The sequence below is a fragment of the Geobacillus thermoleovorans genome, from assembly GCF_001610955.1.
GTDB lineage: Bacteria > Bacillota > Bacilli > Bacillales > Anoxybacillaceae > Geobacillus > Geobacillus thermoleovorans.
In genome coordinates, this window is record NZ_CP014335.1 from 1,372,001 (window position 1) to 1,397,618 (window position 25,618).

General features: G+C 52.3%; 18 protein-coding genes and 1 pseudogene. 12 read left to right on the top strand and 7 right to left on the bottom strand.

All coding sequences use genetic code 11. The annotated features are described in order from the left end of the window. Positions 1-6: 6 nt before the first annotated feature. A complete protein-coding gene (locus GT3570_RS06840) occupies positions 7-1,359 on the top strand; it encodes an aspartate aminotransferase family protein (protein ID WP_062898571.1) in 1,353 nt (450 codons plus the stop codon). 248 nt (positions 1,360-1,607) lie between these two features. Here the strand turns inward: GT3570_RS06840 and GT3570_RS06845 are convergent. Next, positions 1,608-2,178, bottom strand: a pseudogene (locus GT3570_RS06845) (Uma2 family endonuclease). Between the two features lie 219 nt (positions 2,179-2,397). Here GT3570_RS06845 and GT3570_RS06850 point away from each other — a divergent pair. Beyond that, positions 2,398-3,384: an NADPH:quinone oxidoreductase family protein gene (locus GT3570_RS06850; protein ID WP_031212882.1), complete on the top strand. Its 987-nt coding sequence runs from the start codon at positions 2,398-2,400 to the stop codon at positions 3,382-3,384. Between the two features lie 301 nt (positions 3,385-3,685). Here GT3570_RS06850 and GT3570_RS06855 read toward each other — a convergent pair whose 3' ends face one another. Further along, positions 3,686-4,597 (bottom strand): glutamate biosynthesis transcriptional regulator GltC, encoded by a 912-nt coding sequence (locus tag GT3570_RS06855; RefSeq protein ID WP_011230926.1) that lies wholly within the window; start codon positions 4,595-4,597, stop codon positions 3,686-3,688. A gap of 125 nt (positions 4,598-4,722) precedes the next feature. On the opposite strand from GT3570_RS06855, the gene gltB reads away from it, so the two are divergent. The 5 genes from gltB to GT3570_RS06880 all read left to right on the top strand — a co-directional run bounded on the left by gltB (position 4,723) and on the right by GT3570_RS06880 (position 14,911). Then, positions 4,723-9,282: a glutamate synthase large subunit gene (gene gltB, locus GT3570_RS06860; RefSeq protein WP_047757825.1), complete on the top strand. Its 4,560-nt coding sequence runs from the start codon at positions 4,723-4,725 to the stop codon at positions 9,280-9,282. A 146-nt stretch (positions 9,283-9,428) separates the two neighbouring features. Next, the gene (locus GT3570_RS06865; protein WP_011230928.1) at positions 9,429-10,913 is read left to right on the top strand and encodes a glutamate synthase subunit beta; all 1,485 of its coding nucleotides are present in this window, start codon (positions 9,429-9,431) and stop codon (positions 10,911-10,913) included. 212 nt (positions 10,914-11,125) lie between these two features. Then, the gene (locus GT3570_RS06870) at positions 11,126-11,710 is read left to right on the top strand and encodes a phosphatase PAP2 family protein (protein WP_020278734.1); all 585 of its coding nucleotides are present in this window, start codon (positions 11,126-11,128) and stop codon (positions 11,708-11,710) included. 167 nt (positions 11,711-11,877) lie between these two features. Next, positions 11,878-12,666, top strand: coding sequence for an ATP-binding protein (locus GT3570_RS06875; RefSeq protein WP_062898572.1), 789 nt, complete (start codon positions 11,878-11,880; stop codon positions 12,664-12,666). A 151-nt stretch (positions 12,667-12,817) separates the two neighbouring features. Continuing rightward, a complete protein-coding gene (locus GT3570_RS06880) occupies positions 12,818-14,911 on the top strand; it encodes a GDYXXLXY domain-containing protein (RefSeq protein WP_062898573.1) in 2,094 nt (697 codons plus the stop codon). 24 nt (positions 14,912-14,935) lie between these two features. Here the strand turns inward: GT3570_RS06880 and GT3570_RS06885 are convergent, their stop codons facing one another. Next, positions 14,936-15,808: a fructosamine kinase family protein gene (locus tag GT3570_RS06885; RefSeq protein WP_042381822.1), complete on the bottom strand. Its 873-nt coding sequence runs from the start codon at positions 15,806-15,808 to the stop codon at positions 14,936-14,938. Further along, positions 15,805-16,533 (bottom strand): NAD-dependent deacylase, encoded by a 729-nt coding sequence (locus GT3570_RS06890; RefSeq protein ID WP_042381819.1) that lies wholly within the window; start codon positions 16,531-16,533, stop codon positions 15,805-15,807. Before GT3570_RS06890 ends, GT3570_RS06885 begins: the two co-directional genes overlap by 4 nt. A 145-nt stretch (positions 16,534-16,678) precedes the next feature. Between GT3570_RS06890 and GT3570_RS06895 the strand changes: the two genes are divergently transcribed. Further along, positions 16,679-17,230, top strand: coding sequence for a DJ-1/PfpI family protein (locus GT3570_RS06895; protein ID WP_023634140.1), 552 nt, complete (start codon positions 16,679-16,681; stop codon positions 17,228-17,230). 155 nt (positions 17,231-17,385) lie between these two features. Here GT3570_RS06895 and GT3570_RS06900 read toward each other — a convergent pair whose 3' ends face one another. Next, positions 17,386-18,279 carry a DMT family transporter gene (locus tag GT3570_RS06900; protein ID WP_023634139.1) on the bottom strand — a complete coding sequence of 298 codons (894 nt, stop codon included), beginning with the start codon at positions 18,277-18,279 and terminating at the stop codon, positions 17,386-17,388. Between the two features lie 313 nt (positions 18,280-18,592). Between GT3570_RS06900 and GT3570_RS06905 the strand changes: the two genes are divergently transcribed. The 4 genes from GT3570_RS06905 to GT3570_RS06920 all read left to right on the top strand — a co-directional run bounded on the left by GT3570_RS06905 (position 18,593) and on the right by GT3570_RS06920 (position 22,435). After that, positions 18,593-20,029, top strand: a complete 1,437-nt coding sequence (locus GT3570_RS06905) for an NAD-dependent malic enzyme (protein ID WP_014195615.1) — start codon at positions 18,593-18,595, stop codon at positions 20,027-20,029. Between the two features lie 145 nt (positions 20,030-20,174). Continuing rightward, on the top strand, positions 20,175-20,930 hold the full coding sequence (locus tag GT3570_RS06910; RefSeq protein WP_011230937.1) for an SIS domain-containing protein: 756 nt from the start codon (positions 20,175-20,177) through the stop codon (positions 20,928-20,930). A gap of 79 nt (positions 20,931-21,009) precedes the next feature. Then, entirely contained in the window at positions 21,010-21,234 is a 225-nt protein-coding gene (locus tag GT3570_RS06915; protein ID WP_013145591.1) for a glycosyl hydrolase-related protein, read from the top strand. Between the two features lie 466 nt (positions 21,235-21,700). Further along, entirely contained in the window at positions 21,701-22,435 is a 735-nt protein-coding gene (locus tag GT3570_RS06920) for a CAP domain-containing protein (RefSeq protein ID WP_011230938.1), read from the top strand. 198 nt (positions 22,436-22,633) lie between these two features. Here GT3570_RS06920 and GT3570_RS06925 read toward each other — a convergent pair whose 3' ends face one another. Then, on the bottom strand, positions 22,634-23,770 hold the full coding sequence (locus GT3570_RS06925) for an IS110 family RNA-guided transposase (RefSeq protein WP_020959521.1): 1,137 nt from the start codon (positions 23,768-23,770) through the stop codon (positions 22,634-22,636). A gap of 406 nt (positions 23,771-24,176) precedes the next feature. Continuing rightward, a complete protein-coding gene (locus GT3570_RS06930) occupies positions 24,177-25,313 on the bottom strand; it encodes an IS110 family RNA-guided transposase (protein WP_020959521.1) in 1,137 nt (378 codons plus the stop codon). Between the last annotated feature and the right edge of the window lie 305 nt (positions 25,314-25,618).

Here is a 25,618-nt window from a genome sequence, read left to right on the forward strand (position 1 = left end):
AGAATCATGCAAACTGAACAACCCCACCAACTGTGGCTCGACAAAGATGACCGATATATCTGGCATTCGATGAAGCCATATAACCCACAAGCAACGCTGATTGTGGCCGAAGCAAAAGGCTGCTGGGTGACGGATGCAGCTGGCCATCAGTATTTGGATGCGATGGCCGGGCTCTGGTGCGTCAACGTCGGCTACGGGCGCGAGGAACTCGCCGAAGCGGCGTATGAGCAGCTGAAGACGCTGGCGTATTTCCCGTTGACGCAAAGCCACTTGTCGGCGATTCAGCTCGGGGAAAAGCTCAACGAACTGTTAGGCGATGAGTATGTGATTTTCTTTTCCAACAGCGGGTCGGAAGCGAACGAAACGGCGTTTAAAATCGCCCGCCAATACCATCAGCAACGCGGGGAGCATCATCGGTACAAAATCATTTCCCGCTACCGGGCGTACCATGGGAATTCGATGGGGGCGCTCTCAGCCACCGGGCAGGCGCAGCGGAAATACAAATACGAGCCGCTCGCCCCAGGTTTCATCCACGTGCCGCCGCCGGATGTCTACCGCGACCCGGATGCGGCGGACGATCCGCGCCGACTGCGGGCGGTAAAGGCCATTGATGATGTCATGACGTGGGAGTTGAGCGAAACGATTGCGGCCGTCATTATGGAGCCGATCATCACCGGGGGCGGTGTGCTCATTCCTCCGGACGGGTATATGAAAGCGGTCAAAGAAGTGTGTGAAAAACACGGGGCTTTGCTTATTGTCGATGAAGTCATCTGCGGCTTCGGCCGGACGGGAAAAGCGTTCGGATTTCAACACTACGGCGTCAAGCCGGACATCATCACAATGGCGAAAGGCATTACGAGCGCGTATTTGCCGCTGGCGGCAACGGCGGTTCGGAAAGAGATTTACGAGGCGTTCAAAGGAACAGGCGAATACGACTATTTCCGCCATGTCAATACGTTTGGGGGCCATCCAGCTGCTTGTGCGGTGGCGCTGAAAAACATCGAGATTATGGAGGAGGAGCGTCTGTTTGACCGTTCGCGTGAAGCGGGCGAATGGCTGCTTTCGGCACTGAAAACGAAACTGGCCGACCATCCGTACGTCGGGGATGTGCGCGGCAAAGGGCTGCTTGTCGGCATTGAGCTTGTCGCTGACACGGCGACGAAAGAGCCTCTTGATGTGTCGCTTGTCAATCAAGTGATCCATCGATGCAAAGAAAACGGCCTCATCATCGGCAAAAACGGAACGACAGTCGCCGGATACAACAACGTACTCACGCTGTCGCCGCCGCTTTGCATCACGGATGATGAACTTTCGTTTGTGGTGCGTGTCTTGACCGGGGCGCTAGCGGCCATTCAATAAGAAGAAGGACAAACGCCAGCTTGGGTCGACAGGCTGGTGTTTTGTTTGCCTTCGTGCAGACATTCGGAAAAACATAGAAGCAGGCGGCTGTCGCTAGGGCTGAACGTTCTCCCGCCTATGCGCTTGTTCTTCGAGATGGGAGATTCTTAGACACCTGCCTCAGGGCAGGCTGCCCGATCATCGATTCCTGTGTGTTTGACGAAAGATCGATCATGAACACTGAATGGCCATTCCGAACAAGAGCCGTTTTAACCCCATTCAAATACATACGTTAATGGAATAGCTAAGTCCTTAAATTGTGCGGAATGCAGCGTGTCTTGTTGTCCGTATGTTGCATGTCGTTGAGTATGTACCTTCGTGCAAATAGTACACATGAATCATTTTATTAGCAGTATCAACAATCCAATATTCCGCAATTCCATAGTGTTGGTAAGTATAAAATTTTTCGTTGTAGTCTTTTAAAGCGGTTGAAGGTGACAAGACTTCAACAACCAGTGTAGGTGCCCCGTAACATCCTTTTTGGACAATCTGTTTTTTATTGCAAATCACGGCAATATCGGGTTGGACAATGTCATCAGGGGTTTCATACGTTTCATTTTTGCTAAGGAATACATCAAACGGCGCCATAAAAACATAACAATGTTTGTTTTGGAAAAAATGGCGCAAAGCAAAATACAATTCTCCGACTGCAAATTGATGTTCCGAAGATGGAGCAGGTGTCGTATTATATGCTTTTCCATTTATAAGTTCCCAGCGACCTTCCCATGTTTTCCAGTCAGCGTAAGTGTAAATTTTGTTCGAGTCAGGGATATTGCCCATTGTTTCACCCTCTTTCATTTTTAAGAATACGTTTGTTTACAGTTTAGCAAAAGAAATCAAGGAAGTGTAGGGAGGACTTTCATTAGACGTTTATTTATCACCCGCTTACGCTCACAAGCGGGAGTGAGGGTCTTCTTGGTTTAGGATGATAAAAAAGGAATCTGGCGTTTGTTTGTCGAATGACATGAGTGAAGAATGTATGGGGAAAGGGAGAGAATGATGTCCGCATTTCAAGCGTTTGTTGTCAACAAAACCGAAACAGAATTTACCGCCGGTGTGCAGACGATTTCCATGGATGATTTGCCGGAAGGTGATGTCCTTGTCCGCGTCCATTATTCAAGCGTCAACTACAAAGACGGATTGGCGTCCATTCCGGACGGCAAAATTGTGAAAACGTATCCGTTTGTGCCCGGAATTGATTTGGCCGGGGTGGTTGTTTCGTCGCAACATCCGCGTTTTCGCGAAGGGGATGAGGTGATTGCGACCGGTTATGAAATCGGCGTGACACATTTCGGAGGCTACAGTGAATATGCTCGCCTGCACGGCGAATGGCTCGTTCCGCTGCCGAAAGGGTTGACGTTGAAAGAAGCGATGGCGATCGGGACAGCTGGGTTTACAGCGGCGCTGTCCATTCACCGTCTTGAGGAGCACGGGCTGACGCCGGAACGCGGACCGGTGCTTGTCACGGGGGCGACGGGCGGCGTCGGGAGTCTGGCCGTGTCGATGCTCGCGAAGCGCGGCTACACGGTGGAAGCGAGCACAGGCAAAGCGGCGGAGCACGATTATTTGCGCGTTTTAGGGGCGAAAGAAGTGTTGACGCGAGAGGACGTCACGGCTGAGCGCATTCGTCCGCTTGATCGGCAGCGCTGGGCAGCGGCAGTCGATCCGGTCGGCGGCCGGACGCTGGCCACGGTGTTAAGCCGCATCCGCTACGGCGGAGCCGTGGCGGTGAGCGGACTGACCGGAGGGGCGGAAGTGCCGACGACGGTCCATCCGTTTATTTTGCGCGGTGTCAGCTTGCTTGGCATCGATTCTGTCTATTGTCCAATGGATGTGCGCCTCCGCATTTGGGAGCGGCTCGCTGGCGACTTAAAGCCGGATTTGGAGCGGATTGCTCAAGAGATTTCGCTCGCTGAATTGCCGCAAGCGCTTAAGCGCATTTTGCGCGGCGAACTGCGCGGCCGGATGGTGGTGCGGCTGGGATGACGTTTGGGACGCGGTCTGCTTGAAGCAACGCCAAAAGCTCGATGCTTCCACATTCCTTCTTGTTTTGTCCTTGACACGAACACTTCCTAAAAGGTCGGTGAAAAACGATCATTTTCGTCAAATGGGTGATTTTTGTTGGAAAAGAAGAGACATTTTTACAAGGTTTCTTAACTTGAGAAGGGATATTGTTGAGCTGATTTTTTCATTAAATCACCAGTCTTCTAAAAGAGTGAAGGGGACGGGGGAGGCAGGCGTGCAGAAGAATAAGAGAAAGACGCAGGAAGCAGCGCCTGCGTCTTTTTTATCCCCGCAATTGATACCGCTCCAGCTCGGAGAAAAAGTCTTTCACAAACCGGTAAAACACTTTCACCGACGGGGCGAGCTCGTGATGGTCGGAGACGATGATGCCGACATTTCGCTTCACTTGCGGCATTTCAATCGGCACTTTGGCGGCGTAGCGAAGCAAGCTTTCCGACAGGGCGCTCTCCGGCAAGAGGGTCACGCCGATGCCGGCGGAGACAAGCCCTTTAATGGCATCGAGATCTTCGCCTTCCGATGAGATGTTGGGCGAAAATCCGGCTTGGTGGCAAGCGTCAATGACGATTTGATGCAAAATGTATCCCTTTGGAAACGTAACAAACGGGTCGTGGCGCAGTTCGTTTAACACGATCCGGTCGCGGCGAGCGAGCGGATGGCTGTTCGGCAGGAGGGCCGCAAACGGTTCAGAAAATAAAATTTCCCCTTTGATGCCGATTTCGCGTGCGGGAATTGGTCCAAGAAAGGCCAAGTCAATTTCCCGTTTTTTCACCGCTTCGATTAAATAATAGTACGACCCTTGGCGGAGATGGAACGAGACGTTTGGGTGTTCCGCTTTAAAGGCGGAGATGACCATGGGCATCATGTGGCTTGCCAGGCTTGTCGGAAACCCGATTTTAATCGTCCCGCGCTCCGGGTCTAAATATTCTTCGATTTGTTGCTTTGCATCATCGACCGCCTTCAACACTGCTTCGGCGTGCGGCAAAAAATGACGGCCGATGGGGGTGAGCTTCACGTTCCGCCCTTCCCGTTCAAAAAGCTGCACGCCAAGCTCCGCTTCTAAGTTTGCGATTTGCCGGCTGATCGCCGACTGCGCGACATGGAGGGCATCGGCGGCTTCGGAGACGTGTTCGCGCCGGGCGACTTCCACGAAATATTGCAGCTGCCGCAGCTCCATTTTTCTCCCTCCTTTTGATTGATCGCAAAATGAGATGGATTTTATCTAAATTATATATTGTTTATATTAATTTTGAAAACTACAATGAATATTACAGACAATTCGGAACGGGAGGGGAAGGCAGCATGAAACACTACGGATTACCGGAAGCGCAAGGGTTATATCGCCCGGAATTTGAGCATGATGCATGCGGGATCGGGTTTTATGCGCATTTGAAAGGAAAACCGTCGCACGACATTATCAAAAAGGCACTTCATATGCTTCGCCAGCTTGAACACCGCGGCGGACAAGGGAGCGATCCGGAAACGGGCGATGGCGCGGGCATTATGACGCAAATTCCGCATGAGTATTTTCAAGCGGTGTGCGGCGGGATGAACTTGCCGGAAAAAGGGCGCTACGGGGTCGGGATGTTCTTTTTGCCGGAAGAGGAAGCGAAACGGGCGTACTATGAATCGATGTTCAATGAGATCGTCGCTCAAGAAGGGCAACGGCTGCTCGGATGGCGGACAGTTCCAGTTGATCGTGAAAAGCTTGGCAAACTGGCGCGGCAAAGCCAGCCGTTCATCCGCCAAGTGTTTGTCGCGGCAAGTGATGACGTGGCTGATGAGTTGGCGTTTGAACGGAAGCTGTATGTGATCCGCAAACAATTCGAAAAATGTGTGGAAAACAACGAGTGCTATGTAGCGAGCTTCTCGAGCCGGACGATCGTTTATAAAGGGTTGCTTACGCCGGAACAAATCGATGCGTTTTATTTGGATTTGCAAGATGAACGGTTCCGTTCGGCGTTTGCCCTCGTGCACTCGCGCTTCAGCACGAACACGTTCCCGAGCTGGGAGCGGGCCCATCCGAACCGCTATTTGATCCATAACGGCGAGATCAACACGCTGCGCGGCAATGTCAACTGGATGACGGCGCGCGAGAAGCAATTTGTGTCGGAAGCGTTCGGCGCGGATTTGGAAAAAGTCGTGCCGATTTTGGATACGAACGGCAGCGACTCGTCGATTTTGGACAATGCGTTCGAATTTTTCGTTCTTGCTGGCCGGAAGCCGGCCCATGTCGCGATGATGCTCATTCCGGAACCGTGGTTTTGGGATGAGCAGATGGACGGGGCGAAAAAGGCGTTTTACGAGTACCATAGCTGTCTCATGGAGCCGTGGGATGGACCGACGGCGATTTCGTTCACCGACGGCAAGCAAATCGGCGCCATTTTGGACCGGAACGGCTTGCGTCCGGCCCGCTATTACGTCACCAAAGACGACTACATTATTTTTTCATCCGAAGTCGGCGTCATTGATGTCGACCCGAACAACATTTTATATAAGGAACGGCTGAGCCCGGGGAAAATGCTTTTGGTTGACCTCGAGCAAGGGCGCATCATCTCCGACCAGGAAATCAAGGAAGAAATGGCTCATGAAAAGCCATATCGCCAATGGATCAACGAGCAAATGATCACGCTTGGCGATCTGGAAATTCCGGAGGACGTCGAAGCGCCGAAGCAACTCGTCAAACTGCAAAAAGCGTTCGGCTACACGTTTGAAGATGTGGAAAAAACGATTTTGCCGATGGCGGCGGAAGGAAAAGATCCGACCGGCGCTATGGGCATGGACGCGCCGCTTGCCGTGCTGTCGGAGCGGCCGCAAAGTTTGTTCAACTACTTCAAGCAGCTGTTCGCCCAAGTGACAAATCCGCCGATTGATGCGATCCGCGAATATGTCGTCACCTCGACGATGACGCTGCTTGGCAAAGAAGGGAACATTTTGCATCCGGACGCCAAAGCGGCGCGGCGCATCCGCTTGGAAACTCCGCTATTGACGAACGAAGAGCTCGCAGCGTTAAAAGCCAATCCGTACCCGGAATTTGCGTGCGCGGTGCTGCCTACGCTGTTTACTGATGATTTGAAACAGGCGCTTGATGAGCTGTTTGCCAAAGCGGATGAAGCGATCGAAAACGGGGCGGCGCTTCTTGTGCTGTCCGACCGCGGCGTTGATGAAACACATGTCGCCATTCCGGTTTTGTTGGCGACAAGCGGGCTTCACCAGCATCTTGTCCGCAAAGGGACGCGCACGAACGTCAGCCTGCTTGTAGAAAGCGGTGAAGCGCGTGAAGTGCATCATTTTGCGGCGCTCATCGGCTACGGGGCGGACGCCATCAACCCGTACTTGGCGCTGGAGACGATCCGCCAAGCGTCAGAAAACGGCACGATCGCCTTGTCTTACCGTGAAGCGGTGAAAACATATATCAAGGCGGCTGTTGACGGTGTCGTCAAAGTGATGTCGAAAATGGGCATTTCGACGGTGCAAAGCTACCGCGGCGCACAAATTTTTGAGGCCGTCGGCATCGGCAACGATGTCATTGATGAATACTTTACCGGCACGGCATCGCAAATTGGCGGCATCGGGCTTGCGGAAATCGCCAAAGAAGCGAAAATGCGCCATGAGTCCGCATTTGACGCACGGTACGAAGACGATGTGCTGGATACGGGCAGCGAGCTGCAATGGCGACGCAACGGCGAACATCACGCGTTCAACCCGAAGACGATCCATTTGCTGCAGTGGGCGTGCCGGAAAAACGATTACAACCTCTATAAACAATATTCGAAACTGGCCAATGAAGAACAGTTGACGTTCTTGCGCAATTTGTTCGATTTCGATTCGAGCCGGCAACCGGTGCCGATTGAGGAAGTCGAACCGGTCGAGTCGATCGTCCGCCGCTTTAAAACAGGGGCCATGTCGTTCGGTTCGATCAGCCAGGAAGCCCATGAGGCGCTGGCGATCGCCATGAACCGGATCGGCGGAAAAAGCAACAGCGGCGAGGGCGGCGAAGACCCGGCCCGCTATGTGAAAGATGAAAACGGCGACTGGCGCCGCAGCGCGATCAAACAAGTGGCGTCCGGACGTTTTGGCGTAAAAAGCCATTATTTGGTCAATGCCGATGAATTGCAAATCAAAATGGCCCAAGGAGCAAAACCGGGTGAAGGCGGGCAGCTTCCGGCCAACAAAGTGTATCCGTGGGTCGGCAAAGTGCGCGGCTCAACGCCAGGGGTGGAGCTTATTTCTCCGCCGCCGCACCATGACATTTACTCGATTGAAGATTTGGCCCAACTCATTTATGATTTGAAAAACGCCAACAAAGATGCGCGCATCAGCGTGAAGCTCGTCGCCAAAGCCGGCGTTGGCACGATCGCCGCTGGCGTGGCGAAAGGGAACGCCGATGTCATTGTCATCAGCGGCTATGACGGCGGCACGGGCGCTTCGCCGAAAACGAGTATTAAACATGCCGGCCTGCCGTGGGAGCTTGGTTTGGCGGAAACGCATCAGACGCTCATGCTCAATGGGTTGCGCGACCGCGTCGTTCTAGAAACCGACGGCAAATTGATGACCGGCCGTGACGTTGTGATGGCGGCGCTGTTTGGGGCCGAAGAATTCGGATTTGCGACGGCACCGCTCGTCGTTTTAGGCTGTGTCATGATGCGCGTCTGCCATTTGGATACATGCCCGGTCGGCGTGGCGACGCAAAATCCGGAACTGCGTAAAAAATTCACCGGGAAGCCAGAACATGTCGTCAACTTTATGTACTTTGTCGCTCAAGAAGTGCGGGAAATTATGGCGGAGCTCGGCTTCCGCACGATCGACGAAATGGTCGGCCGCGTCGATGTCTTGAAGGTAAGCGAGCGGGCGAAAGCGCATTGGAAAGCGAAACATCTCGATCTGTCGCGTCTTCTGTACCAAGTCGATGGACCGCGCACTTGCATCAAAGGGCAAAACCATCGTTTGGAAGAGACGCTTGATCATACAGAAATTTTGCCGGCGGTGCAGCCAGCGCTTGAACGGCAGGAGCCGGTCGAACTTCACCTCGCCATCCGCAACGTCCACCGCACGGTCGGGGCGATGACCGGCAGCGAGATTTCGAAACGCTACGGTGAGGAAGGGTTGCCGGATGATACGATCCGCCTCCATTTCACCGGATCGGCCGGGCAAAGTTTTGCGGCGTTTGTGCCGAAAGGGATGACGCTCGAGCTCGTCGGCGACGCGAACGACTACGTCGGCAAAGGGCTTTCCGGCGGCAAAGTGATCGTCCGTCCGCCGCATGAGGCGCCGTTTGCCGCAGCGGACAATGTCATTATCGGCAACGTCGCTTTCTACGGGGCGACGAGCGGCGAGGCGTACATTCGCGGCCGCGCCGGTGAACGGTTCTGTGTGCGCAACAGCGGCGTTCATGCCGTTGTTGAGGGAGTCGGCGATCACGGGTGTGAATATATGACCGGCGGCCGCGTCGTCATCCTCGGTTCGGTTGGCAAAAACTTCGCCGCTGGCATGTCCGGGGGCATCGCTTACGTTCTCGCTGACGAAGACAGCTGGCAGCAAACCGCCAACCTTGAGCTCGTCTCGTTTGAGCGGCTCGAAGACGAGGAAGAAATTCGCGACGTGCGTCGGATGATCGAAAACCATTACCGCTATACGGGAAGCCCGCGGGCGGCGTTAGTGCTCGAAGAGTGGGATGCGTATGTCCGCCGGTTTGTCAAAGTCATTCCACACAACTACAAACTGATGGTGGAAACGATTCAAGCGCTCGAACAATCCGGGTTTTCGTATGATGAAGCTGCCTTGGCGGCGTTTGAAACGGTGGCGAAACGGAAAAAAGCGGCTGCCGTCGGTGTCCATGTGTTGCAAGCGGCCGCGAAATAAGGTCTTCCTTTCGGGCGGCTGTGGCATGGCGGCGCCGCTTTGGCCCCGCGGCCGCGCGGGGCTCGCTTTTTGACTGGCCTAACAGGCGGGAAGGCCGCATCGGGGAGAAGAGAGGACGTGTACGGAAAGAAGGAGGGGGAACCATCGTGGGAAAAGCAACAGGGTTTATGGAATATGCACGCGAGGAGGAAAAAAAGCGCGACCCGCTTTCCCGTCTTGATGATTGGAAAGAATATACACAGCCGTTTTCGGAAGAGGTGCTGGCCCGCCAAGGCGCCCGCTGTATGGACTGTGGCACGCCGTTTTGTCATATGGGATTGGAGCTGAACGGCCTTACCTCGGGGTGTCCGGTGCACAACTTGATCCCAGAATGGAACGATTTGGTGTACCGAGGGCGCTGGAAAGAAGCGCTTGACCGACTTTTAAAGACCAATAATTTCCCGGAATTTACTGGACGCGTCTGTCCGGCGCCATGCGAAGGATCGTGCACGGTGGCCATTTCCGACCCAGCGGTTGCGATTAAAGGAATCGAACGGGCCATTATTGATAAAGGGTTTGCTGAAGGATGGGTGAAACCGCGCATCCCGAAGACGCGCACGGGGAAAAAGGTGGCCATCGTCGGCTCCGGCCCGGCCGGGTTGGCCTGCGCTGACCAACTCAACCAAGCCGGCCATTCGGTGACGGTGTATGAGCGGGCTGACCGCATCGGCGGCTTATTGATGTACGGCATTCCGAATATGAAGTTGGAAAAAGAAGTGGTCGAGCGGCGGGTGCGTCTGCTCGAAGAGGAAGGCATCACGTTTATTACGAACACCGAAGTCGGCAAAGATATTATGGCTGACGAACTTCGTGCTCAGTACGACGCCGTCGTCTTGTGCATCGGTGCGCAAAAGCAGCGCGATTTGGCCATTGAAGGCCGGGAGCTTGAGGGGGTCCATTTTGCGATGGATTATTTGACCGGCGTGACGAAAAGTTTATTGGATTCGAATTTTGCCGACGGCCAGTTTATCGATGCCAAGGGAAAACGTGTCATCGTGATCGGGGGCGGCGACACGGGGGCCGACTGCGTGGCGACCGCGCTGCGCCAAGGCTGCAAAAGCGTCGTCCAGTTTGGCAAACACCCGGCTTTGCCGGACAAGCGCCCAGACAATAACCCTTGGCCGCAATATCCGCTCGTTTTCACGCTTGATTATGCGTATGAGGAAGCGAAGGCGAAATTTGGGGCAGACCCGCGTCAATATTGCATTCAAACGAAAAAAATCGTAGGCGACGAGCACGGCCGCGTGAAAGAGCTGCATACGATTCAAATGGAAAAAATCATTGATGAAAACGGCAAAGCGATCTTTAAAGAAATTCCGGGGACGGAACAAGTATGGCCGTGTGATTTGGTGTTTATCGCCATCGGGTTTGAAGGGCCAGAGCAGCCGTTGTTGAAGCAGTTTGGCGTTGAAACGATCAACAACAAAGTGAAAGCCCCATACGGCAAATATACAACAAACATCGAGGGCGTGTTTGCGGCTGGCGACGCCCGCCGCGGCCAAAGCCTGATCGTTTGGGCGATCCACGAGGGCCGGGGGGCGGCCCGTGAAGTGGACCGGTTCCTGATGGGAGAGACGAAGCTGCCGTCGTAACGGTTGTTTCCTCCTTAAAAAGTGTTGCTTTTTAAGGAGGATTTTTCTTTTGTTCATGAAAATATATTAAGTTATAATGAGGAACTTTCAATGTTTCCTTTTGGTTTGATCTCCGTACAAATCGACTTTGATATCCAGTGGTGGGCAACCGACTGATGCGGTTGTGAGGAAGCATCAACAAGGAGTGAGTCAGAGTGAACCGACGATTATGGATGATAGCGGCTGTCGGCGCGGTCTTTTTTTTGGCTGTTTGGGCAAGCGTGGCAGCCGGGGTGACAAAGGCGGCTGACGAAGGTGGGCTGCAGCTGTTTGATTCATGGCAATGGCTCGATCCGTTTACGTTTCTCGGCAATGGGAAAACAATAGGCATCATCAGTGTGATGCTTGTCATTGGTTTATGGTTTTTCCGCCGCGATGTCTATGGAATGGTGTTGGTTGTCGTCGCTGTTGGTGGGGGGTATGGCATCAACGAATGGATCAAGCATGTTGTGGGGCGGGAGCGCCCGCCGCATGCCGAGATCGGGGGGTTCAGTTTTCCGAGCGGCCACGCGATGATCGGGACGATTTACTTGCTGCTTTTAGCGTATTTTTTGGCGCAAACGCGCACCAAGCGTGGAGAACGGGCGGCCATTTACGGCGTGTTTGCGGCGCTGGCGCTCTTAACTGGCTTAAGCCGGTTAAGCTTGCAAGTGCATTATCCGTCTGATGTGCTTGGCGGGTTTGTGCTTGGCGGTGCTTACTTGGCGGCCTGTCTTGCTCTTTATCGGATGTGGATTCATCGAGGCGGCCGTTTGTAGCTGATCATCAAAAAATCATTTTTTGCCCCATGTTGATTTGATGATGAAGCCGATTCATCGGTTTGATTTAGCGTCTGATCTTGTCGAAAAGGAGAAGAAAATCTCTTTTTCTATACTATGACGTTGTGTGGGACAATGATACAATGGGGGAAAGGAGGTGAGAAACGATGAGCCAAGCCGAACTCGTGCAACTAATGGCTGAATTGCTTGACCAAAAGTTGAATCCGATCCACATGCGGCTCGATCGGATCGAAGGCGATGTCCGGGCCCTTCAAGAAGGACAAGCGCGTTTGGAAGGCGAGATCCAAGCGCTGAAAGAAGGACAGGCGCGCTTGGAAGGTGAAGTGCAGTTGTTGCAAGAGGGGCAAGCCCGCTTGGAACAGCGGCTTCACCGGGTGGAAGAGGATGTGCGCACATTAAAAGCGGACATGGACATGGTCAAAGGCGACGTGCAAACGTTGAAAGCGGACATGGACGCGGTCAAAGGCGACGTGCAAACGTTGAAAGCGGACATGGACGCGGTCAAAGGTGACGTGCAAACGTTGAAAGCGGACATGGACGCGGTCAAAGGCGACGTGCAAACGTTGAAAGCGGACATGGACGCGGTCAAAGGCGACGTGCAAACGTTGAAAGCGGACATGGACGCGGTCAAAGGCGACGTGCAAACGTTGAAAGCGGACATGGACATGATCAAGGGCGACGTGCAAACGCTCAAAGAAGGGCAACAACGGCTTGAAGCGAAAGTTGAACGGGTCGAAGAAAAAGTTGACAACCTCGCAACAGAAATGCGGAGCCACTTTCGCCACATCGAGAACATGCTTCATAAGCATCAGGCCGCTCTTGATCTGGCTTCGCGCGAGTTCTCTTCCAAACAGGCATCCATCGATTATTTGATGAAAAAAGTGACAGAGCATGATATGGAAATTTTCCACTTAAAAAATTATCTCCAACCATAATGTTCTTCACCGCAACAAAGAAAAAAGTCTAAAAGGCCGGTGGTAACTAGGAAAATGCGATGGAATAAGGCGTGTTTTCACTGGTCTTCTAGACAGCTTTTTCAGCATATGCTTTATAGAGGAAAGATCTGAGTCACAGGGAGGAAGCGATATGGCGGCCCGGATCGTGAAAACGGGGTATGCGTTGGCGTTTTTGTGCATCATTGCCGGCATTGTGTATTTTTTTGCCGCCAACTGGCCGGGGATGGGGCGAGAGGTGAAAGTCGGAATCAGCATCGGCATGATGGCGGCATTTTACATCGCAAGCGCGGCGCTTTGGGGCCGCCATCGTTTCTTAGGGCGCTGGATGCTGATCGGCGGGGTGTTGTCATTTGGCATTGCGTTGGCGTTGCTTGGACAAATTTACAATTCGCATGCTGACAGTTATTGGCTGTTTCTTGCCTGGCTTGCGCCGACCGCTTTGTTGGCGCTGCTGACAAAAGAACGGGTGCTGTCCGTGATCGCGATTGGGTTGTTGCAGCTTGCGTGCTGGTTTTATTATTTTCCGTCCGCTTATCGGATTGAGTGGACGGAATGGTCGTCGTTTGGTTTGCTCTTATTGTTTGCAGCGATCAACGGCGTGCTGGTTGGTGTCAGCCGTACGCCGTTAGTCGCCCATCTCGCTTATATTGCCATGCAAGGTTGGCTGCTTGTGATTGACGTAACCGGTTTTTCCTATGGGCGCGACGCATGGTGGCCATACGTGTATACCGTGTTGCTCGCCGTGTTGCTTTATTATTTTCTTGTCATCGCCAAGCAGCGGCCGTACGTGTTGTTGACGAGTTTGTTTGCTGGACTGTTTTTGTTCATTCAATACATTCGCTTGCTCGCAGATCATTTTGAAACGTGGCTGCTTCTCATTGGGCTTATGGCGGCCGCTGCTGTGCTGTGCGGCGGCGTTGTGCTATTGCGGCGGGCTGGGCTGTTTTCAGCGGAGACGAAAGCTGGAAGGCGTTTTTTGGCGTCGTTTCAAGCGATTGTCACGCTTGCGGCTTCCGCGTTGGCCATACAAAGCCTGCTTGGCTTGTATTTCCTTTGGACAGAGTCATGGTCGCCTTACGTGCTCTTTTTCATTTCCATCTTTGGATTTGTCGTTCCCGCCTCATTTGGCCGGCATTGGAATCCGGTCGTTCGTTATACACTGCTTGCTATTGGTTACGGGCTCGGGGTGGCGATGGCGTGGGAGGTCTCGCGGTCGACTCTGTTCCTCTATGCCATTGGGCTTGCGATTGGCGTCATCCGATCATCAGACAGCGGAGTGCGCCGGTTGACGACGGCGGCGCTGACGGTCTATTTAGGGATCGCCTTAAGTTCGGTGATGGATGACGGCCGGATGGTGTTGCTCACCTTGGCTTTGGTCAACGGCGGGTTGTATGCGTATGGCCGCTTTCGCGAAACGCCGTTTCTCACTCCGCTTGTCTTGGCGTTCGGCGCGCTTGGGATTGCGACAAGCGTTGATGTGTTTGCGGCTGATGGACTGTACGTGACGTTGAATATCGCCATGATTTTGGCGCTTGCCTTCTTTCTTTTCCGCGGTCGGCAACTGGAGCGGAAGACCGCTTGGGTGTACACAGCGCTTTATCTCGTGCTGAAATATTATGAACTCGCATGGAATTTGCTTCATAAATCGGTCAGTTTGCTGGCGGCGGGAGCGGTGTTGCTCGCATGGGCGGTATGGCTTGAGAAACGAAATGGCTTCACATGGAGGCTGGGCGTGCGCTGGGGGCGGCGCGTTTCGTTGTTGACGCTCATAGTCGTGATCGCTCAATTTTCATTTTTAGGTTATACCGTGTGGCAAAAAGAACGATTGTTGCGATATGGTGATGTAGTAAAGTTGGAACTTGAACCGTTGGATCCACGCTCCATGTTGCAAGGGGATTATATTCAGCTTCGGTACGATATTTCCACCATTCCGTCGCTTGACGGAAGCGGACGGGTGCAAGTCGGGCTGCGAAAAGGAGAGGACGGGGTGCACCGTTTGGCTGGCGTATATATGGTCAATGGGGAAAAAAGGCCGGGATACACGCCGCAACCGGGGGATGTGATCATCACCGGTACGTTTCACGGCCCGCAAGTCGTGTATGGCATTGAATCGTATTTCATTCCGGAAAAAACGGGGATGAAACGGCAAGAGAATGTTCGGTTTGCCTATGTGCGCGTGAGCGAAAACGGTGATGCGCTGCTCGAAGCGATCCGTGCTGAATAAGGATGGCGGGGGAAGCAGGAAAAACTACTCCCCCGCGTAACGATCCAGCACGCGGTCAACCGCGCTGCCGTATGTTTCGCCAAATAAATTTAGATGAACGAGCAAGTAAAACAGCTGGTAGAGTGGTTTTCGGCCATGATAATCAGCCGAGAGCGGCATAAGCTCGCGATAGCTCTCATAAAACCGGACTGGGAAGCCGCCAAACAGCTCGGTAAACGCGATCTCAAACTCATGATGGCCATACAAAACAGACGGATCGATCAAATACGGCACTCCGTCTGGCCCTGGAATCCAGTTGCCGCTCCATAAATCGCCATGCAAAAGCGATGGAAAACAGTCATCCGGGAGCCATTGGTCAAGCCGCTCGAGCAGCCATTCGAGACGTTTGCGCCGCTTGACGGGCAGGAGGCCTCTCTCCGCCGCTCGCGTCATTTGTGGTCTAAGGCGGGCGTCGCGGTAATAGTCGGTCCAGCGGCCGTACCAGCCGTTGCGCTGCGGCAGCATGCCGATATAGGTATCGCGGTCAAGGCCAAACGCCGGCCCGCGGCATTGATGGAGGCGGGCAAGGCCGCGGCCGAGCTGTTCGGCCGTCTGTGTCGTTTCCGTTCCTTCGACCCATTCCAAGACGAGCCAGCCCCAGCCGTCCGCTTCCCCGAAGCCGAAGGTATGCGGAACGTCGATGGCGCGTGCTTGCCTGATCAGCTCGAGGCCCATCTGTTCGGCAGCGAAAAATCCACTCGGCGGGAAACGTTGCATTTTGATAAAGTACGTTTGTTTGCCGCTTTGGACGCGATAGACGTCATTGATGTCGCCGCCCGAGACGCGGCGCCAATGGCGGATGCGGGAGTGGTCGCCGATCGATTCGAGCGCCATTTGCAACATCGTTTCTTTGTTCATTCCGCCGCCTCCGTCAACTGCCGCTCCAGCTCGTTCAGCACCTCGCCGATTTTCCGGCCGTGAATGACAGCGTCGGCGAGATCGTCCAAGTCAGTCGGCTCCCAATTGATGATGACAAGCTTCGCACCGTTTCGTTTGGCGACAAGCGGCAGTTGATTGGCCGGCGACACTTGCAGGGAGGAGCCAAGCACGAGGAATAGATCAGCCTGTTGGGCAGCCTCCCATGCTTCCGTGATGGCTTTCTCCGGCAGCGGCTCGCCAAACAGCACGACCGACGGGCGCAAAACTCCGCCGCATTCGCACGTCAACACACCGTGCAAATAGACAAAGCTGGGTTTTGACTCCCCGCACCGCTGACAATGGACGGTGCGGAGCGAGCCATGAAGTTCGATGACGCGTCGGCTTCCCGCTTCTTGGTGAAAGCCATCGACATTTTGCGTCACAATCGTTTGCACGATCCCGCGCCGCTCCCAATCGGCCAATAAGCGGTGTCCGTCATGCGGTTGGCATTGTTGCAAGGTGCGAATGCGATATTGGTAAAACTCGACGAACGATTCACGGCGATGGTACAGCGCATCGATGGTAGCGAGTTCGCTCGGGTTAAAACGCGCCCACAGCCCGGTGCGCGGCGAGCGGAAATCGGGCAGCCCGCTTTCGGTTGACATGCCGGCGCCGGTCAGCACGACGGTGTGGCGCGAGGCGGCCAGCCATGAGGTGATGGTCATTCTGTTTCCCTCCTTACTGTCGCAACCATAGCGACTCTCGTTTCTGCTGCTTCATACCTTTCCACCAATCATTTTACTTTTCCTTTTCACTCGTTTCCAGTATGATAGAAATGAAAGAAAAAAATGGACAAGGAGGCGGGAATCCATGAGCAAAAAAGTGCTGATCATCACGGGTGATGCTGTTGAGGCGCTTGAAGTATACTATCCGTATTACCGCTTGCTTGAAGAAGGTTATGAAGCGACGATTGCCGCGCCGAAGAAAAAGAAACTGCATACGGTCGTTCACGATTTTGCCGACTGGGATACGTACGTGGAAAAGCAAGGCTATTTGATCGACGCCCATGCGTCGTTCGCCGAAGTCGATCCGGCGCAATACGACGGATTGGTCATTCCGGGCGGGCGCGCTCCGGAGTACATTCGCCTTGATGAGAACGTGCAGCGCATCGTTCGCCATTTCTTTGAGGCGAATAAGCCGATTGCCGCCATTTGCCACGCCTCGCTCATTTTTGAAACAATGCCGGATTTGCTGAAAGGACGGAGTTTGACAGCGTATATTGCCTGCAAGCCGGGGGTTGAGGCGCTAGGAGCGACGTATGTGTCTGACCATACAGTCCACGTTGACGGCAACCTCGTCTCCGCCCATGCGTGGCCGGATTTGCCGGCGTTTATGCGTGAGTTCCTTCGATTGCTCCAATAGCCAAAAAGCGGTCTCCCTTTGGGTGAGGGGAGACCGCTTGTGCATGCAACAGGGTTTTGGGTGCGGCGGGCGGCGCTGTTTTTCATGGCTAAAGGTTCCCGCTTGTGATGGCGGGTTTTATTTTTGATGATGCTGTCCGCCAAACGGCCCGGCCGTCATCCTGCGATATCCACTTGTTCCGTCTTCACTTTCGGCGCTTTTGTCGCCAAATAGACGCCGAACAAGACGATTGCGCCGCCGGCCAGCTGCAGGACGGATAGAGCACCGCCAAGCAAAAACGTGATCACAGCGGTAAATACGGCAATTAAGTTTAAATATACACCGGCATGGCTCGGACCGACTTTTTGCACTGAGATGTTCCAAAATAAGAAGGAAAGAATGGACGGAAACAAGCAAATATAGACCAATCCGGCGAGCCCAGCTGCACTTATGTGATCAGCTGGAAACGGATAAAAGAATGCGAACGGCCACAGCAGCAGCAAGCTAAAAAAAACGGAGCACGTTGTCGCTGTAATCGGTGGGACGGGTAGTTTTTTGCCGATGATCGAATAAAGCGCCCAGACGACACCGGCGGCGAGCATCATCAAATCACCGCGGTTGTAGTTCATTCGGAAGACGTGTGCTATATGCCCATCCGTTAAAATAAACAATACACCGGCCAGCGACAACAAAAAGCCGGCAATATTGGTTTTTGACAGCCGCTCCCGCAGCAGCGCATACGACAACACGACGATGATCGCCGGATTGAGCGAATTGACGATCGCTGCGTTCATCGGCGATGTATAGGCGAGCGCGCCGTATAAAAGCAAATTATAGCCGATGACGCCAAGAATTCCGGCTGCAGCGAGCGGCAGCCAATATTGTTTGATGATGTCCTGGTAGCGCGGCCGCTCAAGCCAGTACGATACGGGCGCCAACACGATAAAAGCGGCGCACCAACGGATCAACGTCAGCCAAAATGGGCCCGTTTCCGCAATGATGGACTTCCCGATGACGTAATTGCCGGCCCAAAACAAGTTGGCCAGCACGAGAAACAGCTTTTCTCTCATTCTTTTTCGCTCCTGTCTAGTTTTTCCTTTCTTTTACGTTTACTTCATTGCTGCTCTGATTTCCTTCTTGCATGTTGTTTTTCTGCCGTCAGCCACCCCTGTTGCTGTTTTGCCAACAGCGGAACATGAACGGTGGGAAGAAGGCTGCGCTGGCTCAGGACGCATGCTGTTTCACGTTCGGCGGAAAGATGCATGTGTTTGCCGAAAGGGGTGTACAATAAGGGTTGTCTTTTTCCGGTTCATAGGATAACATTTGTACCGTAAGATGATTTACTGATTTAAACAAAAATAGAGAAAAGGAAGGACGATTGTTATGGCATTACCAGGCGGGGCAGCGATGAACATTACGATTCGTCTCCAGTTCGAAAAAGATATCGTCTCGTTCAGCGATATCGCCGCCGCAATCGGCAAAGCGGGCGGGGACATTGTCGGAATTGACGTCATTTCATCAAGCAAAGTTCACACGGTGCGCGACATCACCGTCAGCGCCCTCGACACGAAGCAGTGCGATTTGATCATTGAGGCGCTGAAAAAAATTCGCGGTGTCAAAATCATCAACGTTTCCGACCGCACGTTTTTGATGCACATCGGGGGGAAAATTGAAACAAATTCAAAAATCCCAGTGAAAACGCGCGACGACTTGTCGCGGGTGTACACGCCGGGCGTGGCGCGCGTCTGCACGGCCATCGCTGAGGATCCGCGCAAGGCGTATTCGCTGACGATTAAACGGAATACGGTCGCCGTTGTCTCGGATGGCACGGCGGTGCTCGGGCTTGGCGACATCGGCCCGTATGCGGCGATGCCGGTCATGGAAGGGAAAGCGATGCTGTTTAAGGAATTTGCCGGAGTGGACGCGTTCCCGATTTGTTTGGATACGAAAGACACGGAAGAAATCATTCAAATTGTGAAAGCGATCGCCCCGGCGTTTGGCGGCATTAATCTCGAAGACATTTCCGCTCCGCGCTGCTTTGAGATTGAAAAGCGGTTGAAGGAAGAGCTTGACATCCCGGTGTTCCATGACGACCAACACGGCACGGCGGTCGTGCTCTTGGCCGGGTTGCTTAATGCGTTGAAAATCGTCGACAAAAAGCTCGAGGACATTAAAGTGGTTCTCACCGGCATTGGCGCCGCTGGCATCGCCTGCACGAAAATTTTGCTTGCGGCCGGCGTACGCAACATTATCGGGGTCGACCGCCACGGCGCCATCCATCGCGATGAAACGTATGAAAATCCGTATTGGCAAGAATATGCGCAAATCACGAACCCGGATAATCTGAAAGGAAGCTTGTCCGATGTCATCGCCGGCGCAGATGTGTTTATTGGCGTCTCAGCTCCCGGCATTTTAAAAGTGGAAGATGTGAAAAAAATGGCGCGCGACCCGATCGTGTTTGCGATGGCCAACCCGATTCCGGAAATTGATCCGGAGCTGGCCGAACCGTACGTGCGCGTTATGGCGACCGGACGTTCTGATTATCCGAACCAAATTAACAACGTCCTTTGCTTCCCGGGCATTTTCCGCGGGGCGCTCGACTGCCGGGCGAGAGAAATTAACGAGGAAATGAAGCTTGCCGCTGCGAAGGCGATTGCCTCTGTCGTGACGGAGGATGAATTGAACGAAACATACATCATCCCGAGCGTCTTCAACAGCAAAGTCGTTGAACGCGTCAGACAAGCGGTCATCGAAGCCGCTTACCGCACTGGGGTGGCGCGGAAGGACAATATCCCGGTTGGCGGATATACAGGGCAGTAAAGCAAGGAATGCGATGGAACCGACGGACGGCTTCCTTTATAGGGGAAGCCGTTTTTTTGGCTGCAGGAGCGGGTCTAACTGTGGCTGCGGCGGGCTAAATCTAGTTTAGGGATAGGAAATCAAGCGCTTAAGGGGCGAATGGCCGATGATCAATCAATATTTCCAAAAAATCAATGAACATCTGGAACTCGTTTTAAGCCATGAAAAGGACAATCTAAAAAAGGCCGCCCATATGGTAAGCGAAGCGATTCAAAACGGCGGAATCGTTCAGTTATTCGGATGCGGCCACTCCCATATTTTGACAGAGGAAGTGTTTTACCGGGCGGGAGGGCTTGTTCCGGTGAAACCGATCTTTGTCGAGCCGCTGATGCTTCACGAAGGGGCGGTGCGGTCGTCCATGTTGGAGAGAATGAATGATTTGGCACAAAATTTTATCAATCATGAGGATATCCGTCCTGAAGATGTGTTTTTTGTTTTGTCCACATCGGGGCGCAATCCTGTTCCGATTGATGTGGCGTTGGCAGCAAAGGAGAAAGGGGCGTACACGATCGCGATTACATCTTTGGAATATTCGAAGAGTCAACCGTCGCGGCATAAGAGCGGTCGGTTATTGTATGAAGTGGTGGACTTGGTGATTGACAATCATTGTGTGAGAGGAGACGCGATTTTAGCTCATCCGAATGTTTCCGTTCCATTTGCCCCTACTTCGACCGTGATCGGCAGCGCGATTTTAAACGCCGTTTTCGCCGAGGCGATTGTCCTCATGGCGGAAAATGGAATAGAACCGCCGATCTTTTTAAGCGGCAACATTGAGGGGGCGGACGAACATAACCGCCGATGGGTGGAGAAATATAAAGAACGCATTCCGGTGTTGGTTGAGGGGCATCAACTATCGCAATAGAAGAGGCGCTCTATAGCCAACCGCCATCCGTTCTTGCTAAAATAGTAGCAAACGATGAGACGGTGGGGGATGGAGATCGATGCGCTTTGACGAACGGGTGCGGCTGTATGCCGATAAGCTCCTCTTTTACAATTCAACGCCAACGATAACGACGGCGGCGTTCCAATGGAACAAGCCGTTTTCGGGCGTTTTTCGCGCGAATCTCAACGAGGAGCCGCTTGACTCGCTCGCGGCGGACGAATGCGGGACGTTTGCCGTCGAGGTGAAGCCGAATGAAGTGCAAACGGTGCTCGTTGTCGACTAGGAACGAAAAAGATCATGACAGAAGCTGGGGCTGATCGCCACCAGCTTCTTTTTTAAAACAAGAATGTGAATATCTCCCCTGTTTTGTAACACAGCTGTAACAATTGTTAAACGAAATGGTCCAAAAAAGAGGCTGTCAACTCCCTTTTTCCTAGAAAAATGTGGGTGGCTAGAATAATAGAGGGGAAAAAGGAAGGGCAGTTAGTGAAAGGATGCCGCTTCCAATCGTTGCAACTGCCGTGATGGGCAGCCAACTGGCAATGAAAACAAGCGCTTGTTTTTCCAGGTGTTGCCAGCCTGCGTTTTTTCCATTTTAGCCCAAAAATATTACAAAAAACCCGTGTTATAATGAGGGCGAAGGCAAGGGAACAACGAAACCGTTCCTCTTCGAATCTCATCGTGTAGGCATGACTGACGGACGCAATATCTCTGAAACTTTCAAATAGAGGATACAAGGAGGAATTCCGATGAAGAAAAAAATGGTAGCAACAATCGCAGCTTCGGTCGCACTCGCCGGCGCTTCGTTCGCGGCAACGAAAACGGAAGCAGCTGGGACGACGTGTCCGACAGCGAATGCGTATCAAGTAAAATATGTCAGCACAAACGTTCAAGATTTTGAGAAATGGCTGCAACAATACTTCCCGTTCGTGTCGTTCCAACCCGTAAAACCGGCAACACAACAACCGGCGGCAAAACAGCCAACGACAAAACCGCAGGCGCCGGCAACGGTCAAACAGCCAGCGACGAAACCGGCTGCGAATACGCCAGCACCGGCGAAAACGCCAGCGACGGCCCCAACAGCAGCACCGCAAAAAGCAACTGGCTTAAACGCCTATGAGCAACAAGTCGTTGAACTGACGAATAAAGAGCGGGCAAAATACGGCTTGCCGCCGCTTCAAGTTGACTTGGCCCTCAGCAAAGTCGCACGCGAAAAATCGCGCGATATGGCCGTGAACCACTACTTCTCGCACAACAGCCCGACGTACGGTTCTCCATTTGAGATGATGAAAAAATTCGGCATCTCGTACACGGCTGCCGGGGAAAACATCGCCAAAGGCCAACGCACACCACAGGAAGTCGTCAATGCGTGGATGAACAGTGAAGGCCACCGCGCGAACATTTTGAACAAAAACTTTACGCACATCGGCGTTGGTTTTGAAGAAAATGGATATATTTGGACGCAGCAATTCATCCGCAAGTAAGAGACAAAAGAAATGCAAGTCGAGGGTGTCCCAAAAGGATCGGGACACTTTTTTTCTGTGAAAATCCATAAAACCCGGTCAACTCTGTATATCCTGTGATCAGTTTGGATACACTACAAATGGCCAAAAAAGACAACAGGAAAGCAGAGGTGCCTTATTTTTAGGCATCTCGTATATTCTGTATTCATTTTGGCTATACTAACTTACTTGTGGTCCCCAAAACGGTTCTTTTCGGGAAAGCATGCAGTAAATGGTGACAAGCATTCGGTGCGCGATCGCAACGAGTGCTTTTTTCTTTCCCCGGCGAGCCGCCAATGACCAAAATTTCGCCGCCAACGGTTGATTCCTGCATCGGGATAACGCCCATGCCGCCTCGCATAACGCGGATTTAATATGAGGATTACCCTTTACCGTTCGTGTACTTTTGCGTTTTCCAGCGCTTTCGTGATTTCCCGGGGCCACCCCAGCCCAAGAAGCGAGGCGCTGCGGTGTCGGGAACTGTCCCATATCCACTCCGATTTCGGCGATGATGACGGCGGCGGTTTCCTTTTTCACTCCAGGAATCGTCATCAGAAGATCCACTTCCTGTTGATACGGTTGTAAGAGATGGTCGATGCGTTGGTCCATCTCCTGAATCAAGCTTTCCAAATACTCGATGTGCTTCCACGATTGGCGAATCATGAACAACTCATGTTCGGTTAATGTCCCAAAGAGCGATTCCTGAATTTGTTGCTTTTTCCCTTTCATTCTTCCGTGAAGGCAAGCGTCGATATCGGCTTCTTCGATGTACCCCTGTTCCATTAAACGGGTCAAGAGTTTTCGGCCCGATACTCCGAAGATGTCGGAAATCACCGTACCCAGCTTGATATTGGAACACTCCAATACTTTATGAATTCGGTTTTTTTCCGCAATCAATTGACCCACCCACTTTTTGCGTAAACGGGTCAAGTCCCGCAATTCTCGAATTGGCGCGGGTGGCACAAAACTCTTTTCAATCAGTCCATAACGCAATAATTTAGCGATCCATTCCGCATCGGATACATCCGTTTTTCTCCCTGGGACATTCTTGATTCGCTGAGCGTTGGCCAAGGTAATGTCAAAGTAGTCCTCTAAAATGTTAAAGACCGGTTTCCAGTAAACCCCCGTACTCTCCATCGCTAGATGAGTGATTTCTCGATCCTCGAGCCATTTCAGGAGGCGAAACAAGTCTTTGGTAAACGTCGAAAACGTTTCGATCTCCTTTTGAATGTGGTCTTCTTCTCCCCAAAGCGCACAAACGACAATCGTTTTGGCATGAACATCTAAACCTGCGCAACGATGATAAAGCACATCCATGATCCGGACTCCTTCCATTGATGAATTCGCAAACAGTGAGTCCACTTGTTCGTTAGGCATTTTTCTGTTCGTAGTCACCTTTTCCAAATGAAAAGGGCTTACAATGGGTGGAACACCAAATGGACTCAAACAGTTTTTTGTACAGGGTCGAACCACCATTAAAAAGCACGTCTTTCCAAACTGTTTGCGTTCATCCTCCATTATGGAAGGAGAGATGGATTTTCATGCCTGGGTGGGGAGTAAAATTTACTCATGGATGTTTTCTGTGAAAATCCATAAAACCCGGTCAACTCTGTATATCCTGTGATCAGTTTGGATACACTACAAATGGCCAAAAAAGACAACAGGAAAGCAGAGGTGCCTTATTTTTAGGCATCTCGTATATTCTGTATTCATTTTGGCTATACTAACTTACTTGTGGTCCCCAAAACGGTTCTTTTCGGGAAAGCATGCAGTAAATGGTGACAAGCATTCGGTGCGCGATCGCAACGAGTGCTTTTTTCTTTCCCCGGCGAGCCGCCAATGACCAAAATTTCGCCGCCAACGGTTGATTCCTGCATCGGGATAACGCCCATGCCGCCTCGCATAACGCGGATTTAATATGAGGATTACCCTTTACCGTTCGTGTACTTTTGCGTTTTCCAGCGCTTTCGTGATTTCCCGGGGCCACCCCAGCCCAAGAAGCGAGGCGCTGCGGTGTCGGGAACTGTCCCATATCCACTCCGATTTCGGCGATGATGACGGCGGCGGTTTCCTTTTTCACTCCAGGAATCGTCATCAGAAGATCCACTTCCTGTTGATACGGTTGTAAGAGATGGTCGATGCGTTGGTCCATCTCCTGAATCAAGCTTTCCAAATACTCGATGTGCTTCCACGATTGGCGAATCATGAACAACTCATGTTCGGTTAATGTCCCAAAGAGCGATTCCTGAATTTGTTGCTTTTTCCCTTTCATTCTTCCGTGAAGGCAAGCGTCGATATCGGCTTCTTCGATGTACCCCTGTTCCATTAAACGGGTCAAGAGTTTTCGGCCCGATACTCCGAAGATGTCGGAAATCACCGTACCCAGCTTGATATTGGAACACTCCAATACTTTATGAATTCGGTTTTTTTCCGCAATCAATTGACCCACCCACTTTTTGCGTAAACGGGTCAAGTCCCGCAATTCTCGAATTGGCGCGGGTGGCACAAAACTCTTTTCAATCAGTCCATAACGCAATAATTTAGCGATCCATTCCGCATCGGATACATCCGTTTTTCTCCCTGGGACATTCTTGATTCGCTGAGCGTTGGCCAAGGTAATGTCAAAGTAGTCCTCTAAAATGTTAAAGACCGGTTTCCAGTAAACCCCCGTACTCTCCATCGCTAGATGAGTGATTTCTCGATCCTCGAGCCATTTCAGGAGGCGAAACAAGTCTTTGGTAAACGTCGAAAACGTTTCGATCTCCTTTTGAATGTGGTCTTCTTCTCCCCAAAGCGCACAAACGACAATCGTTTTGGCATGAACATCTAAACCTGCGCAACGATGATAAAGCACATCCATGATCCGGACTCCTTCCATTGATGAATTCGCAAACAGTGAGTCCACTTGTTCGTTAGGCATTTTTCTGTTCGTAGTCACCTTTTCCAAATGAAAAGGGCTTACAATGGGTGGAACACCAAATGGACTCAAACAGTTTTTTGTACAGGGTCGAACCACCATTAAAAAGCACGTCTTTCCAAACTGTTTGCGTTCATCCTCCATTATGGAAGGAGAGATGGATTTTCATGCCTGGGTGGGGAGTAAAATTTACTCATGGATGTTTTCTGTGAAAATCAAATGACCATGGCCGAAGATGTATACCTCGG

Excerpts from the sequence above, each read along its gene's own strand:
- GT3570_RS06880 (WP_062898573.1), top strand. The coding sequence starts at position 12,818 with ATGGCGGCCCGGATCGTGAAAACGGGGTATGCGTTGGCGTTTTTGTGC.
- GT3570_RS06895 (WP_023634140.1), top strand. The coding sequence starts at position 16,679 with ATGAGCAAAAAAGTGCTGATCATCACGGGTGATGCTGTTGAGGCGCTT.
- GT3570_RS06890 (WP_042381819.1), bottom strand. The coding sequence starts at position 16,533 with ATGACCATCACCTCATGGCTGGCCGCCTCGCGCCACACCGTCGTGCTG.
- GT3570_RS06910 (WP_011230937.1), top strand. The coding sequence starts at position 20,175 with ATGATCAATCAATATTTCCAAAAAATCAATGAACATCTGGAACTCGTT.
- GT3570_RS06930 (WP_020959521.1), bottom strand. The coding sequence starts at position 25,313 with ATGGATGTGCTTTATCATCGTTGCGCAGGTTTAGATGTTCATGCCAAA.
- GT3570_RS06900 (WP_023634139.1), bottom strand. The coding sequence starts at position 18,279 with ATGAGAGAAAAGCTGTTTCTCGTGCTGGCCAACTTGTTTTGGGCCGGC.
- GT3570_RS06905 (WP_014195615.1), top strand. The coding sequence starts at position 18,593 with ATGGCATTACCAGGCGGGGCAGCGATGAACATTACGATTCGTCTCCAG.
- GT3570_RS06870 (WP_020278734.1), top strand. The coding sequence starts at position 11,126 with ATGATAGCGGCTGTCGGCGCGGTCTTTTTTTTGGCTGTTTGGGCAAGC.
- GT3570_RS06855 (WP_011230926.1), bottom strand. The coding sequence starts at position 4,597 with ATGGAGCTGCGGCAGCTGCAATATTTCGTGGAAGTCGCCCGGCGCGAA.
- GT3570_RS06885 (WP_042381822.1), bottom strand. The coding sequence starts at position 15,808 with ATGAACAAAGAAACGATGTTGCAAATGGCGCTCGAATCGATCGGCGAC.
- GT3570_RS06875 (WP_062898572.1), top strand. The coding sequence starts at position 11,878 with ATGAGCCAAGCCGAACTCGTGCAACTAATGGCTGAATTGCTTGACCAA.
- GT3570_RS06920 (WP_011230938.1), top strand. The coding sequence starts at position 21,701 with ATGAAGAAAAAAATGGTAGCAACAATCGCAGCTTCGGTCGCACTCGCC.
- GT3570_RS06925 (WP_020959521.1), bottom strand. The coding sequence starts at position 23,770 with ATGGATGTGCTTTATCATCGTTGCGCAGGTTTAGATGTTCATGCCAAA.
- GT3570_RS06850 (WP_031212882.1), top strand. The coding sequence starts at position 2,398 with ATGTCCGCATTTCAAGCGTTTGTTGTCAACAAAACCGAAACAGAATTT.
- GT3570_RS06915 (WP_013145591.1), top strand. The coding sequence starts at position 21,010 with ATGCGCTTTGACGAACGGGTGCGGCTGTATGCCGATAAGCTCCTCTTT.
- GT3570_RS06840 (WP_062898571.1), top strand. The coding sequence starts at position 7 with ATGCAAACTGAACAACCCCACCAACTGTGGCTCGACAAAGATGACCGA.
- gltB (WP_047757825.1), top strand. The coding sequence starts at position 4,723 with ATGAAACACTACGGATTACCGGAAGCGCAAGGGTTATATCGCCCGGAA.